The sequence below is a fragment of the Rubrivirga sp. genome (genome assembly GCF_965213695.1).
Lineage (GTDB): Bacteria > Bacteroidota > Rhodothermia > Rhodothermales > Rubricoccaceae > Rubrivirga.
On sequence record NZ_OZ243912.1, the window covers coordinates 2719270 to 2734100 of the forward strand.

The 14831-nt window shown below is 71.5% G+C and carries 10 protein-coding genes and 2 pseudogenes; 6 read left to right on the top strand and 6 right to left on the bottom strand.

What is annotated here, in order from left to right:
- Positions 1-3: 3 nt before the first annotated feature.
- Positions 4-855 carry a sugar phosphate isomerase/epimerase family protein gene (locus ACOOHE_RS12105; protein ID WP_420454340.1) on the bottom strand — a complete coding sequence of 284 codons (852 nt, stop codon included), beginning with the start codon at positions 853-855 and terminating at the stop codon, positions 4-6.
- Positions 856-914: 59 nt separating this feature from the next.
- Between ACOOHE_RS12105 and ACOOHE_RS12110 the strand changes: the two genes are divergently transcribed.
- Positions 915-1949: an NAD-dependent epimerase/dehydratase family protein gene (locus tag ACOOHE_RS12110; RefSeq protein WP_420454341.1), complete on the top strand. Its 1035-nt coding sequence runs from the start codon at positions 915-917 to the stop codon at positions 1947-1949.
- A gap of 4 nt (positions 1950-1953) precedes the next feature.
- Positions 1954-3024, top strand: coding sequence for a dihydrodipicolinate synthase family protein (locus ACOOHE_RS12115; RefSeq protein ID WP_420454342.1), 1071 nt, complete (start codon positions 1954-1956; stop codon positions 3022-3024).
- A gap of 46 nt (positions 3025-3070) precedes the next feature.
- Here the strand turns inward: ACOOHE_RS12115 and ACOOHE_RS12120 are convergent.
- A pseudogene (locus ACOOHE_RS12120) lies at positions 3071-3175 on the bottom strand (LUD domain-containing protein); the annotation flags it as partial.
- A gap of 117 nt (positions 3176-3292) precedes the next feature.
- Here ACOOHE_RS12120 and ACOOHE_RS12125 point away from each other — a divergent pair.
- From ACOOHE_RS12125 to ACOOHE_RS12140, 4 genes are all read left to right on the top strand, one after another.
- The gene (locus tag ACOOHE_RS12125) at positions 3293-3868 is read left to right on the top strand and encodes a hypothetical protein (protein WP_420454343.1); all 576 of its coding nucleotides are present in this window, start codon (positions 3293-3295) and stop codon (positions 3866-3868) included.
- A gap of 3 nt (positions 3869-3871) precedes the next feature.
- The gene (locus tag ACOOHE_RS12130) at positions 3872-5548 is read left to right on the top strand and encodes a GxGYxYP domain-containing protein (RefSeq protein WP_420454344.1); all 1677 of its coding nucleotides are present in this window, start codon (positions 3872-3874) and stop codon (positions 5546-5548) included.
- 117 nt (positions 5549-5665) lie between these two features.
- A complete protein-coding gene (locus ACOOHE_RS12135; protein ID WP_420454345.1) occupies positions 5666-8080 on the top strand; it encodes a beta-galactosidase trimerization domain-containing protein in 2415 nt (804 codons plus the stop codon).
- 183 nt (positions 8081-8263) lie between these two features.
- Complete coding sequence (locus tag ACOOHE_RS12140; RefSeq protein WP_420454346.1) at positions 8264-10663, top strand: hypothetical protein; 2400 nt, start codon at positions 8264-8266, stop codon at positions 10661-10663.
- Here ACOOHE_RS12140 and ACOOHE_RS12145 read toward each other — a convergent pair.
- The 4 genes and pseudogenes from ACOOHE_RS12145 to ACOOHE_RS12160 all read right to left on the bottom strand — a co-directional run bounded on the left by ACOOHE_RS12145 (position 10642) and on the right by ACOOHE_RS12160 (position 14802).
- Positions 10642-11025, bottom strand: a complete 384-nt coding sequence (locus ACOOHE_RS12145) for a Rid family hydrolase (RefSeq protein ID WP_420454347.1) — start codon at positions 11023-11025, stop codon at positions 10642-10644. The two genes, ACOOHE_RS12140 and ACOOHE_RS12145, sit on opposite strands and share 22 nt — an antisense overlap.
- Positions 11026-11269: 244 nt before the next feature.
- Positions 11270-11400: pseudogene (locus ACOOHE_RS12150) on the bottom strand (ATP-binding cassette domain-containing protein); the annotation flags it as partial.
- Positions 11401-11495: 95 nt separating this feature from the next.
- Positions 11496-13805: an alpha-amylase family glycosyl hydrolase gene (locus ACOOHE_RS12155; protein WP_420454348.1), complete on the bottom strand. Its 2310-nt coding sequence runs from the start codon at positions 13803-13805 to the stop codon at positions 11496-11498.
- A 169-nt stretch (positions 13806-13974) separates the two neighbouring features.
- Positions 13975-14802: a sugar phosphate isomerase/epimerase family protein gene (locus ACOOHE_RS12160; RefSeq protein ID WP_420454349.1), complete on the bottom strand. Its 828-nt coding sequence runs from the start codon at positions 14800-14802 to the stop codon at positions 13975-13977.
- Between the last annotated feature and the right edge of the window lie 29 nt (positions 14803-14831).

Here is a 14831-nt window from a genome sequence, read left to right on the forward strand (position 1 = left end):
TCGCTAGAGGTCCAGCGCCAGCCCGACCTGGGCGCAGGCGGCCTCGAGAAACGCCCGGTCGCGCTGGGCGTTGGCCAGCACGACCTCGAGACGGAACGCCGACGGGTCCGGGACGACGCAGCCCTCGACGAACTCGATGGACAGCGCGCCCTCGAAGCCGTCCGCCGCGAGCGCGCCCAGGAAGGCGGCGTAGTCGATGTCGGCGTCCTCCAAGAGAGACATCGCGTCGTTGCGTCGGCCCTGGAGGTGGACGTGGACGACGCGGGCGCGGAGCGCGCGGTAGTCGGCGAGCGTCCGGGCCGTACTCACGAAGTCGTACGGCTGGTAGCACACGCCGACGTCGCCGCCGACGGCCTCGAGGAACCGGCGCGTGGCGGGGACGCTGTCGCACAGCGTGTCCGGGTGGGCCTCGGCGATCAACGCCATGCCCCGATCCGCGAGCCAGCCCTCGAGGTCGCGCGCGAAGGCGACGGACCGCTCGACCTCGAGGTCGCTCGCGGCGTCGCTCCCCAGGCGCCCTGCGAACATCTTGACCGCGCGCGTCCCCAGACGCTGCGCCCGTTGGGCGGTGAGCACGAGTTCACTCCACTGCCGCTCGCGCGCCTCGCCCTCGAGGTGGAGCGCCGGATAGACCCCGACGATGGGGGCCTCGACCCCGAGGTCGCGGGCCGCCGTCACCAGCGCGTCGAGGCCGGCGGCGTCGAGGGTCGAGAGGTGGTATTGCCAGACCTCGAGGGCGCGGAAGCCGGCGGCCACGACCGCCGGCAGCACGGCCGACAGCTCGGTGTCCGGCTGCTTGTCGGCCGTCCAGCGGTTCGGGTCGAGGGCGATGGTGTTGAGCAGGAGCTGGGGCATGGGGCCGTGCGGCGTGTCCCGGCTGAACCCCTCCCCTGCCCCTTCTGATTCCGACCCCGATGCCCAGTCTCCCCGCTACCATTCCCGACGAAGCCGCCCTCGACGACTGGATGTCCCGGCCGTCCGACGCCCTCACGTCGTTCGTCGCGACGCTGCGCGGGCCCCTCGTCGTGCTCGGCGCCGGGGGCAAGATGGGGCCGTCGCTGTGCGCGCTGGCCCGCCGCGCCGCCGACGCCGCCGGGCACGACCTCGAGGTCGTCGCCGTCAGCCGCTTTTCCGACCCCGACGTGCGGCGGTGGCTGGACGCGCGCGGCGTCCGCACCCAAGCGTGCGACCTGATGACCGACGACCTCGGCGCGCTCCCCGACGCCGAGAACGTGCTCTACCTCGTCGGGCTCAAGTTCGGGACGCAGCAGGCCCCGGCCCAGACGTGGGCCGTCAACACCCTGGTTCCGGCGCGCGTGACGGAGCGGTACGCCGGCGCCCGGGTCGTCGCGCTGTCGTCGGGCAACGTGTACCCGTTCGTGCCCGTCGCCTCCGGCGGCTCTCTCGAGGACGACCCGCTGACGCCGCTCGGCGAGTACCCCAATGCGTGCGTGGCGCGCGAGCGGCTGTTCCAGTACGGCTCCCAAACGCACGGCACGCCGGGCGTCCTGGTCCGCCTCAACTACGCCACCGACCTGCGCTACGGGGTCCTGGTGGACCTCGCCCAGCAGATCGCGGCCGGCCGGCCCATCGACGTCACGATGGGGTACCTCAACTGCATCTGGCAGCGCGACGCCAACGACGCCGTGGTCCGCGCCCTCGAGGTCGCCGAGACGCCGATGCGCCCGCTCAACCTGACCGGCATCGAGCGTCTCTCCGTCCGCCGACTCGCGGAGGCCCTGGCCGAGCGGATGGGGCGCGACCTCGAGGTCGTCGGGCAAGAGGCGCCGACGGCGTTGCTGAGCAACGTGTCCCGGATGGTCGAGACGCTGGGCGCGCCCGAGACGCCGCTCGACACGGTCCTCGACTGGACGGCCGCCTGGGTCGCCGGCGGCGGGCCGACGTTGGGCAAGCCCACCCGCTTCGAGGTCCGCGACGGCCACTATTGACCCGATGCCCCAGTCCTTCCCGATGCCGCCGCCCTGGGTGTCCGACGCCCTGCGCGACGGGCTCGCGATCCCCGCCCACCCGCTCGCGCTCACCTCCGGCGGCGCCCTCGACGAGCGCCACCAGCGGGCGCTCACGCGGTACTACCACACCGCCGGGGCCGGCGGTCTCGCCGTCGGGGTGCACACGACGCAGTTTGCGATCCGCGACGTCGGGTTGTTGGAGCCCGTGCTGGCGCTGGCTGCCGAGACGGTCGCGGCCTGCGACCAGGCCACGGGCCGCCGGACGGTCCAGATTGCCGGCGTCTGCGGGCCGACCGCGCAGGCCGTCGAGGAAGCCCGCCTGGCCTCGGACCTCGGCTACCACGCCGGCCTCCTGTCGCTCGCGGCGCTGGGCGACGCCGACCTCGACGCGCTCTTGGCCCACTGCCTCGAGGTCGCGGCCGCGATCCCACTCGTCGGCTTCTACCTCCAGCCGGCCGTCGGCGGGCGGGCGCTGCCGGTCGAGTTCTGGCGGCGGTTCGCCCAGATCCCGAACGTGGTCGCCGTCAAGGTCGCGCCGTTCGACCGCTACCGGACGCTCGACGTGGTCCGCGCCGTCGCCGAGTCCGGGCGCGCCCTCGAGGTCGCGCTCTACACCGGCAACGACGACCACATCCTTTTGGACCTGCTGACGCGGTACGAGGTCGCCCTCGACGACGGGACGCAGGCGCTCCGCTTTGCCGGCGGGCTCCTGGGCCACTGGGCCTGCTGGACGACGCGCGCCGTCGAGCACCTCGAGGTCGCGAAGTCCCATCGGCAGCACGATGAGATCCCGACCTCGATGCTGACGCTGGCCGCCCAGATCACCGAGTCGAACGCCGCGTTGTTCGACCCGTCGCACGGCTTCGCCGGGTGCATCGCCGGCATCCACCACGTCCTGCACCGGCAGGGGCTCATGGCGAGCCCGCGCACGCTCGACCCGGACGAGACGCTGTCGCCCGGACAGCGCAGCGCTATCGACCGCGTCTATCGCGACGTCCCGCACCTGACCGACGACGCCTTCGTCGCCGAGCGCCTCGACGACTGGCTCCGATGAGCGACATCGCGCCCGGGCCCGGGAGGTCGCCCTCGGGGCCGCACCGTCACGCCCGGTCCTCGAGGAGCAGCACCGTCAGGCTCCGCGCCCCGTGCGCGCCGATCCCCAGCGACTGCTCGATGTCCGCCGTCTTCGACGGCCCCGCACCGAACCCCTCGGCGGCAAAATCAAGGCCGCCCCTGACTTTCGACGAAGAAAACCTATATCTTGTTAGTGATTCACAATTGAAATGTAGTTTTATATGTCAGACAATCCCGATCACGCCCCTATGACCGCCGCTCTCTCTCCTTCCCTCGCCGTCGTGCTGGCGGCCGTCGCGCTCGCGGCCTGCGGCGCGACGTCCCCGGCCTTCGAGGCCCCTCCGCAGCCGAGACCGCCGAATGACGCCCTGCTCGACGGGGCATGGGCGTACGACGCCGAGCTGAGCCGGGCCATCGACCCGTGGCGGAACCTGAGCATCGACATCGCCACGGACGGTGACGGGGTCGTCCTCAAGCGGATGTGGCGGGGGTCCCGCGAGGGCGGCACTGCGTTGGACTCTGTCCGCCTGGTCCCTGGGACGACGGTCCGGAGCGCCCCCATGCTCCAGTGGCCCGACGAGCGGCACCTGGGCGTCTACATCACCGGCGACCGCACCAAGGCCGTCGCGTCGCGGTGGGAGGACGACGGGCGCACGCTCGTCACCGAGAGCGAGTTCACGGTGAGCGCCCAGCAGGGCGAGCGTCGGATTCGCGTCTACAGCGAGTACCGCCTGTCCCCCGAGGGCGACCGCCTGGACGTGATCGAGATGCGCTCGACGCGCCCGCGCCCGATCCACTTCGTCTTCCACCGCGCCGACGCCTAAGCCATGCTCCGCCTCCTCTCCCTCTCTCTCGCCCTGTCACTGGCGGCCACCGCCACGGCCCAGACCGCCGAGCCCGCCCCGCGCGACGCGACCGTGATGCGCTTGGGCAGCAACTGGCAGCTGGACGGCGACCTGCCCGTCCAGTCGATGCTCATCAGCCTGCAGGGGCTGGCCAACCGCGGCGAGCCCCGGCTCTACTTCGTCTACCCGCCCGACTGGACGTACACGTTCACCGAGTCCGTCCGCGACTACTACGTCGAGACGCACAACATCACGTTCGACGAGATCGAGACGGCCGAGCAGGCTCTCGGGCGGTTCGCCCAGCACGCCGAGGGCTACGTGGTCTGGGACGACGACGTCCGGACGTCGCTCATCGTCGCGTTCACGGTCGCCGGCCTCGAGGACGCCCTCGTCGTCAACGAGGACCTGATCCCGATGGCCGAAGCGCACGGGCTGACGATGCTCGACGACCTCCGGGGACGCTACACCGGCCAGACCGACGCCCAGATCTACCGCGACGCCTGGGACCGCTACGGCGACCGCACGAGCAAGGACTTCATCATCTGGCTCGGCGGCGCGCACGGGAACACAATGGAGCCCGGCGTCGCCGACTTCGGCGTCTACCAGCGGGCCTTCTTTACGGACCTCTCGGCCAACCCCGTGGACCAGGACGAGTACTGGCTCGCCGACGAGATGCTGGGGACCATGAACCCGAACGCCCTGGTCATGGGCTGGCACTCGTACAAGAAGGACACCGAGGGCCAGCACGTCACGTTGGTGTCCCAGAACGCGCTGCGGATGGAGGGCCTGAACACGCTCCCGAACACGAGCTTCAACACCCAGATCCCGACGACGCCGGGCTACGTGTTCAGGAACAACCACAACGTCCGGCCGGGCGAGACGCTGATCCCGGAGCAGAAGGTCTACGTCTCGGCCGTGCAGACGGACGGCCTGGGGCTGGGGGCGTGGCTCAAGCCCGGACGTGGCCAGATCCCCTACGCCTGGGAGGTCACGATGAACTGGGCGTGGCTGAGCCCGGCGCTGCTCCAGTACTTCTACCAGCAGGCCACGCCGAACGACCTGTTTATCGGGATGCTCTCGGGGCCGGGCTACATGTACCCCAAGGCGATCCCGGACGACCGCCGCCCGGCGCTGATCGAGGAGGCCCGCCAGCTTACCGAGACGCTGGACCTGAGCGTCTTCGAGATCATGGACTACTCCGAGGGCACGCGGACGCTGGGCAACCTCGACCTGACGCGCGACGTGGTGGACGACTATTACGACGGGATGCCGGACGCCATCGGCTTTATCAACGGCTACGGCCCGGCCAACACCTACGACCTCCGCGACGGCCGGCCTCTGATCTCGTTCGACTACTACCTCGGCGAGAACCGTCCCACGGAAGAAGCCGTCACCGACCTCCAGGAGCTGGCCCGGATCAACAGCGACCGGCCCTACTTCCTGCTGCTCCACGTCCGCCAGTGGAGCACCATCGAGCACGTCAAGGGCATCCTGGACCGGCTCGGCCCCGAGGTCGAGGTCGTCCCGCTCGACGTGTTCCTGACGCTGGCCGCGAACCGGCCCGACTTCGAGCCCCGCTTCGCCGACCCCGACCGCCCGCTCACGGGTCCGCTCAACGCGCCCGGCTCGCGCGGCGTCCGCGACCGCGCGGAGCGGTAGGCCTGACCTCGAGGTTCGGGAACGCGAGGAGAGGTTTGGAAGAGAATGAGAAGAGGTCTCTTCGATTCCGACCTCGAGGATCGGCCTCGAGGCCGTGCCGCCAACGCCCCCACCGCCATGGACCGCCGCCGCTTTGTTCAGCTTTCCGGTCTCTCGAGCGCGGGGCTCGCGCTCGCGCCGGCCGACCTCGTCTTCCCCGGCACCGCCCGGCTGGCCGAGGTCTCCGACGCCGACCTCGAGGCCGTGTACAACCGCCTGCGGCGGGAGCCCCCGTGCCGCGCCGAGGTGCGGTCGGAGCGGGGCGGCCCGCGCCTGTTCGTTAATGGGGAGGAGACGCTGCCCGTCTGGGGGCTCAGCATCTCGCTGCTGGAGACCGTCGAGAACTTCAGGGGCATGGGGATGCAGCTTCTGCAGCCCCAGATGGGCATGGCGAGCGCGTGGACCGGACCCGGCGAGTACGACCTCACCGCCCTCGAGGGCTACCTCGCCAGGGTGTCGGCCCTCGCCCCCGACGCCTTCTTCTTCCCCCGCGTCCAGCTCCTCACGCCGCCGTGGTGGAAGGAGGCGCACCCCGAGGAGACGGTCCGGTACGGGGCGGCGGTGAACGCCCGCAACTGGGACGGCTGGCGGACGCGGCCCCAGGACAGCCCGATGCGGGAGGGCTTCCACCACTTCACCAACTTCTACGGCGAGGCCTGGGAAGCGTCGTACGCCTCGGAGGTGTGGCGGCGCGACACGGGCGACATGCTCCAGGCGCTCGTCCGGTTCGTCGATCAGAGCCCGCTCGCGAGCCGCATGATGGGCTACTTCTTCGTCCACGGCCCGACGGAAGAGTGGAACCAGCCGGGCGACGACTTCTGGCCCGGTTACGAGGCGCCGATGCAGCGCGAGGCCGGCCCGGTGCCGCCGCCTCGCGACCGGCTCGATGCGGGCTTCGGGCTCCTCCGCGATCCGGCCAAGGAGAGCCACGTGATCCGGTTCTACCGGCGGTTCCACGAGGTCCGCGCCGAGACCATCGCGCACCTGGCGCGGGCCGTCAAGGAGGCGTCTTCGAGGCCGGTCATCGCGGGGACGTTCTACGGCTACCTGATGGAGAACCCCCGCATCCAGGAGAGCGGCCACCTCGCGCCCCAGGCCGTCCTCGAGAGCCCCGACCTCGACGTCATCGCGTGCCCGTACACGTACACCGCCACCAACGACCCGGCCAAGGCGCGATGGGAGAGCGACTTGTACGACGGCGCCGACAACTGGCTCGGTCGCGCGCGCGGCGTCGGCGGCGACGGCGCGTACCGCTCGATGGTCGAGTCGTACCGGCGGCGGGGGAAGCTGTACGTCTCCGAGATCGACCCCGGCTCGTACCTCCACCGGGCCACCAGCTGGAAAGAGATCGGCGGCTCGGGCTCGATGACGGCCGAGGGGACGGTCAACATCCTGCGGCGCGACTTCGGGAACGCCCTGTCGGCGTCGTCGGGCGCCTGGCTCTACGACTTCGGCCCGTACAACTGGTCGGACTACGGCGAGGACGCCACGACGCCGGGCGGCTGGTACGGCTCGCCCGAGATCATCGGGGCCGTCGGGGGGCTGATCGGCCTGATGCGGACGCGCCTGGACCACGACGTCTCGTCGGTGGCCCGGATCGCGGTGGCCGGCGACCCGGCGGGGTTTTTCGCCTCGCGGCACTGGATGGCCGACCGCCCGTGGCCGGGCCAGGGCATCCGCTACACCGACCTCGTCAACCACTGGTTCTTCAACGCCCAGTCGAGGGCGATGTACCGCGGCGGCCAGCCCGTGGACCTGATCTACCGCGACGACCTCACGGCCGAGGACTTCCGCCGGTACAAGCTGGTCCTCGTCCCGAACTCGTTCCTGATGACGCCGGCCCAGGTGGACCGCCTGCACGAGCGGCTGCGGGGCTCGGGAGCGACGGTCTTGTGGACGTACGCGCCGGGCCTGCTCCGGCCCGAGCAGACGGGCGTCTCCGGCGGCGTGGACCTGGGCCAGATGGAGCGGCTGACGGGCTTCCGCTTTACCCAGATCGACGACCCCGCCCCGCTCCTCATCACCGCGACGATGCCGGGCGACCACCCGCGGAGCTTCGGGATCAAGAGCCCGGACTACTTTTCGCCCCGGTTCGTCGTCGAGGACGGCGACGGCGTCGAGGTCCTGGGCACGTGGGGCCGGTCGTCGTCGGCCGCCTTCGCCCGGCGCGAGGTGGACGGGTGGACGAGCGTCTACGTGGGCGCGCCGCCGGTCCCGGCCGAGGTCCTCCGCCAGCTCGCGACCGACGCCGGCGCCGCGCCCTGGACCGACCGGACGGCCATCGTCAACGGCTCGAGGGCGGGGGCGATGGTCGTCTGCACCGACCCGCCGACGCCGTTCGGCGCCCCCACCGGCGCGACGGAGCGCCCGGCGGCTGGCCCGTTCACCGTGACGTTCCCGTTCCCGCTCCGCGACGAGGCCGGCGGCCCGGCCCGGACCACCCACACGCTCGACCTCGCCTTCGGCGACGTCCGCCTGTTCGTCCCGGCGTGACGCGCCCTCGAGGAGCGCAGAGGCGAGAAGAGGTCGGGCGGGACCTCCTACACTGGGCTCCAGCCTCGAGGACGAACACCCGTCCTCGAGGCAGTGACTCCGCCCACGACCTCGATGTCGGCTCGCGACCTCGAGGTCGGAAGCGGCGAATCCTCAACGACGAACCCTGAACCACCCCCAAACATGGATCTGCTCACGATCCAGGACCACGAGCCGCCGATGGGCGACACGGCCGGACACCAGCCGCTCTCGTTCTGCCGCGCCCTCTGGGCCACGCCCACCGACCTCGAGGCCGAGGCCCCCGCGCACCGGATCGTCCACGCCCGCGTGCTCCAGCTCCACGTCCCGGCCCGCCTTGACCGGTTGGGCCTGCGCCGCGCCCAGGGCTACCACAAGTGCGGGAGTACCGTCGACCGCGACTGGGTGACGGCGTTCCGCGTGCTCGTGTGGGACGGCGACGCCTGGGCCGTCCACCGCGACAAGCGCGACGTGCCCTGCCCCGACGCCGAGGACGCCGTTCTGTGGTTCGACCTCGAGGGCGTCGAGACGGCGACCGCCGTGGTCGAGGTCCGGCGCTGCGGCATCGACGAGTGGTGGCCGTCGTGGAATCTGGTCTCGGGCGCCCTCGTCCTCGAGGGCGAGCCGCTGGGGCCGCTGGCGCCCCGGCGCGAGACGCTGCTCGACCTCGACGGGGTGTCGCTCGACGGCCTGCCCGATGGCCTCGAGGCCGAGCGCGGGCAGGGCGAGGTCCGCTACCGATCCGCCGGCCTCGAGGTCGGGTTCTGCCTGGGCCGCGCCGGGTTCTCGTTCCTCGCCCTCGACGACGCCGAGCGCGGCCTCGGGACGAGCCTGCTCCGCCGCAGCCCCGGCTTGTTCTTCCAGGGACCCCAGCTCCACCCGGTCGGCGGAGCGCCCGTCGCGATGCCGGCGCTCCGCAACCGCGCGCACGGGACCACCCGCGTCGAGGGCAACCGCGTCACCTACGACCTCGCCCTCGGCGACACGGGCGTGAGCTACCGGCTCGCGTGGGAGGTGCTGCCGGACCGCCTGGTCCTGGACGCTGAGCGGCACTGCGAGCGCCCGCTCCGCGCGTGGCGGTCGAGCGCGTGGACGCTCGGCCTCGACAGCACCGCCACGCCGTGCCACGTCGTCGGCGGGACGGTCCGCACGGGCGAGACCGGGCTCGTCCGCCTCCCGGCGTGGCTGCACGCGCCCGGCTTCGGGAGCCTGCGCCTCGAGGGCGACAACGTGCTCGTCCGCTCCGACGCCGTCCGCCCGCTCGACCTGACCACCCTCGAGGTCCGGCTCGGCGAGGAGCCCCAGCCCGAGGGCGACGTCCTCGTGCCCGCCGGCCGCGCCCGCGCCCGCGTCGAGTGGCGGCTCGACCGGCCCGACGTGCCGCTTAGCGACGACGCGCCCCCCGAGGTCCGCCAGGCCGTCGAGCGGTGCGCCCTCACCGCGCTGAGCTACCGCGCCGACACCGCCACGCTGACCAACAACGGCGCGTCGATGCACTGCCCGATCTGCATGGACATGTGGTCGGCGTCGGCCGTCCAGATCGGCCCGGTCCTGCCCGGCCTGGACGCCCTCGACCTGGTGCGCGACTCGCTCGAGCGGTGGCTCGACGGCGGCCAGGGCTACACGAGCGGGCGCCTCCTCCAAGACGGGGCGTTCCACGACGCCGAGGACGAGTACCTCATGACCGGCGCCGCCTGCCTCCTGGGCCTGGCCGACCTGCTCGAGCACGCCGGCACGCCCGGCTGGGTCGCCCGCTACCGCGGCCCGATCCGGGTCCAGCTCGACAAGATGAAGGCCCGCGACCTCGACGGCGACGGCCTGGTCGAGAGCCCCTACCGCACCGGCGTCAGCGGGACCGGCCAGTGGAGCACCAACTGGTTCGACGTCGTCTCGTACGGTTGGAAGGACGCCTTTACCAACGCCCTCCTTTACCCCGCGCTCGTCCGCCTGGCCCGCGTGCTCCCCGGCATCGAGGCCGCCGACCTCGCCGACGGACTCGGGGAGTGGGCCGTGCGGCTGCGCCGGAGCTACACGCCGACGTTCCTGAACCCCGAGACCGGCTGGCTCGCCGGCTGGCGCTGCCGCGACGACCGGCTCCACGACCACGCCTTCCTCGCCCCCAACGGCGCCGCCGTGTGCGGCGGCGTCCTCGAGGACGGCCTCGCGCGCGACGTCGTGGAGCGGCTGTGGGCCGAGGCCGAGCGCGTCGGAATGCCGGACGCTACCCTCGGCCTGCCCGGCAACCTGCGGCCCATCCCCGACCACGACCTGGCCGACATCATGCAGGGGTACCCGCTCGGCTGCTACCAGAACGGCGGGCGCACCCACTCGCAGTCGCGCCATTTTGTGGGTGCCCTGTACCGCGTCGGGATGACGGACGAGGCCGACGCGCTCCTGCGCCGCCTGTGCCGCGGGCTCGCCGATGGGGCCGTCTACGGCGGCTCCCGGAGCGGTCTTGACTGGCGCTACTGGGACGGCCGCCCGTGCGGCTACGAGGGGCTCTTGACCGACCAGTTCGGCATCCTGTCCGTCGCCCTCGATCGCTACGGCCGGCCCGGCGCGTGAGCTAGGCACTCGACCTCGACGCGCGCGCCGAGCGCGAGCCCCGACGCGGCGAGCGCGCTCCGCGCCGGGTACGGCACCGAGAAGACGCGGCTGTAGACCTCGTTGAACGCGGGCCACTCAGCGATGTCCACTAAGAACACGGTGCACTTGAACACCGACTCGAGGCCGGACCCGTGGCGATCGAGGACGACCCGGATGTTCTCGAGCGTCTGCTCCGACTCCGGCCCGATCCCGCCCGGCGCCAGGTCAAGCGTCCCCGGCATCACGCCGATCTGTCCCGAGAGGTACAGCACGTCGCCGACGCGGACGGCCTCCGAGAACGGAAGCGACCGCATCGCGGGGTCGGCCGTGGCGAGGAACACCGGGGTGTCTCTGGGAGCAACGGCCGAACGGCAGCCAGAGCAGGCCAGTAGGAGCATGGAAGCGAAGGCAAGCCGGGTCACGGGCAGATCGATGCTGTTGCCGAGGTAGCGTAGCAAATCTAGAACGGACTGTGCTATAGGTGGAGGCCCTTGACAGCGAGCCAAGACGCCGGCTCACTCGTTGAGCCGGCGTCCTTCGTTTCTGAGACCTCCGGGCCGAAAAGGCCCCCGTCGCCGAGGTCTCGCGGAGCTTGGCGTCGAGGTTGCTCAGAGGCTCGTCGGACAGGAACACGGCGGGGTCCCGGACGATGGACCGGCCGAGCGCGACCCGCTGGCGCTGGCCGCCCGAGAGCGCCTTCGCTTCCGGTCCAAGACGGACTCGAGCCTGAGCGTCCGGGCAGCCGCCTCGTATCTGTTGTCGTAGACCTTCCGGAGCTGTTCAAGTTCGACGCGGGCCATCCAGTACGCGCTTAGCGAATGACGGTGATCATGGTACTGAGGACGACGCTTTCGGCGTCAAGCCGGACGACGTACGTCCCGCTCGGGAGGGGCGTCGCATCGAACGGGGCCGCGTGGCGGCCGGCCGGGGCGAACCCGTCCTCGAGGACGGCGACCTCGCGGCCGAGCACGTCGAACACGGACAGCCGGACGTGGCCGGGACGGCTGAGGGTGTACGGGACGGCCGAGCGGCCCGTCGTCGGGTTCGGGTAGCTAGGCTCCAGGGAGGCGCGGGAGCTCACGTCGTCCGGCTCCGACGCAACAGGCAGGACGATGGCCCGGTCGGCGACGGCGAGCAGCCGCGTCGTGTGGCCCGGAACCTCGAGGGCCAGCCCGTCGAGGTCGGCCGCCGAGACCTCCCGTATTTCCCCCGTGAAGAGGTCCGTGAGCACGACCGCCTCGCTAGGTTCGAGCACCGTGGGGACGGACACGATCGCGGCAACGGGAGCCTCCCCCAGGTTGGCGACGGCGAGCACGTCCGCGTCGTCGCCGGTTCGGAGGTAGGCGTAGGTCTGGCCCGCCGCGTCGCCAGGGGTCACCTGTACCTCTTGGAAGCCGTCGCCCTCAAGGGCGTCCAAGGTGTGCTTGAGCCAGATGAGGTGCTGGTAGAAGGCGAAGAAGCCCTCGCGGTCGTAGTCGCGGATCGGGACGGAGACCGGGAACGACGGGAACTCGTTCCGAATGCCGACCTCCTGGCCGTAGTACAGCATCGGGACACCCGGCAGCGTGAACACGAGCGTGGCTGCCATCTTCGTCTGCTCGACCGAGTGGTTGGCGACGAACCGCGGGGTGTCGTTGTTCTCGAGGTAGCGTAGGACCGCCGCGCCGGGCGGGTACCCGTTCCCCCGGTTCGTGACCGCGTTGCGGAGGTCGCGAGCTCGGAACTGGTCGAGGCCGGTGTTGAACAGGGTGACGTCGGGCGAGGACCGCTGCCACGCCCACTTCGAGATGTACGTCCGGTCGGCGTGCCAGTCGTAGGCCACGTCGAAGCCCTCGAACGAGGCCGGGTCCGTCGCCTTGGTCTCGGCCAGAAGCAGGAGCTCGGGCTTGACCCGCTTGAGCGCCCGGCGCCACTCCTGCACGAACGCCGGATTGCGGGCCACGACAGCCCACACGGCGTCGAACCGGAACCCATCGACGTCGAAGGTCTCGACCCAGTACCGCGTGGCCTCGACCATGAACCGCTGGACGTCGGGGTTGTCGTAGTTGAGGTTGACGAGGTCGTCCCAGAAGTAGCCGATGAACGTGGCCTCGCCCTCCCGGATGAAGGTGTAGTTCTCGGAGTAGGGCGCGTCGTCCGTCTCCTGCTGGTAGAAGTCGGCGTAGTACGAGCGGTCGCCGTGAGCGATCACCTGCTCGGCGTAGGGGTGCGAGATCGACGTGTGATTCGGGACGACGTCCAAGATGACGCGGAGCCCCGCCGCGTGCGCCGTGTCGATAAGCTCGTGGAGGTCGTCCTCCGTCCCCAGATCGTCCCAGACGGCGAAGTAGTCGGTCACGTCGTAGGCCTGCTGCCCGTTCGCTGTCGGGAAGATGGGCTGGAGCCAGATCGTGTCGATGCCGAGGTCGACGAGCTCGGGGATCTTGTCCGTGATGTGGCGGAGCTTCCCGTTGTACTGGTTGACGAAGAAGCGCGGGGTGATCTCGTACAGGACGGCCCGGTCGATCCAGGCCGCGTGGTCTCGGGCGATGTCGAACGCCCGGACGGCGCCGTCCTCGACGGTCACGAGTGTCCGCGCGCGGCGGGCGTCGCCGTCGGCCTGGGTCACCACGATGTCGACGTAGTACTCCCCTGCCGGGGCGTCGGTGGCGAGCGAGGCGGTCGCCGTGGTGTCCGTCAGGACGGAGAGCCCAAGGGAGGCCGGGTTGCCGGGGTCCTCGGACCACGCGAACGCGAGGGGGCCACGGCCGGGGTTGTCGAGAACGCGGGCCGCGAACGTCACCGTCTCGCCCTCGACGGTCGCCGCGAGCGCGACCTCGGGCCGAAGGCGATAGCCGAGCGTGTAGCGGAGCGTGTCGGAGCAGACGCTCCCAGCGCAGGCGACGATCTCGGTCGTCCCCTCCCCTACCGTGACGGGCACCGCGAACGTCCCGTCGGCGGCCTCGAACGCCACCGCTTGGTCCCCGACGTGGAGCGTCCCGGCCGTCGCGCCGGTCACAGTGCCGCGGACGGTCTGGCTCCGGCCCCACACCTCAGCGTCGAGGGGGAGCAGGGCGACGGACTGGGCGTGGGCGCCCAGCCCGGCCAGGGCGAAAACGAGGAGGCCGAGGGGTCGGGTCATGGCGGGTCGAAAGGCGACGGTGCCGAGCGAGGGGGGCGGGACGTCGGGCGCGGCGCCTGGCCCCCGCAAGCGCTTCCAGGACAGCTTACCGATGTTCCAGGCTTTGCACAAACCTTTGCGCGCTGCCCTTCTCTGTCCGATACGGGCTAGGCCTCGAGGTCGCTCCGCCTCACCTTGAGGCTGTCGGCACGTCGAGGTCGCCCTCGAGGCGGTCGCGCATCCAGACGTTGAGCGCCCACGGGTCGGCCGCCGGCTCGCCCGTGCGGAGATCGGTCGGGAGGTACGGCGGCGGGCCGAACTCGGGCGTGATCGTGAGCCGCTCGGCGTCCGCCGCGACGTTGGCGTCCACGACCGCCTGCCAGACCTCGACGTGCCGGCGGACGTGGCCCTCCCACACCGCCGCGCGCGGGTCCGACACCTGGGAGCCTTCCTCGTGTCCCACGCGGGCGTGGACGTGGCGGGTCCGCGCGACGGCGGTCGCCAGCGCCTCAGCCTGGTCGCCGAGGTCGGACTCGTGGACGACCATCCAGTGCGAGACGTCGAGGGTGAGCCGGAGCGCCGGGAGCGCGTCGAGCAGGCGGACCGTCCCGGGGAGCGAGTACGTCGGCCGCCCCCGGTGCGTCTCGGCGACGACCTCGAGGCCGGTCTCCTCCCCCACCTCGAGGAGCCGGCGGTAGACCCTCAGGTTGCCCTCGAACGAAAACCGGTCGCGGCCAGCGTGGTGGTTGAGGAGGACCGGCCGGCACGCGGCGGCCCGCTCGGTCTGGGCCTCGAGGCTGCGGAGGTGGTCGTCGGGCGTGTCGCCCTCGGTCAGCGTCTGGGCGACGAGGGCCAGCCCGTACTCGCGGTGCATGGCCTCGACCTCGTCCGGCGGCTCGCGCAGCGTCCGGAGCCAAATCTCGGTCGCGCTGAACCCGTCGTCTCGGGCGCGCCGGAGGAACGGCTCGAGCGGGCCGCCCATCTCTTCCCACATCGACTTGGCATAGAGGAGGGTCATGGGGCTGAGTGTGGGAGGATGGGGGTTGG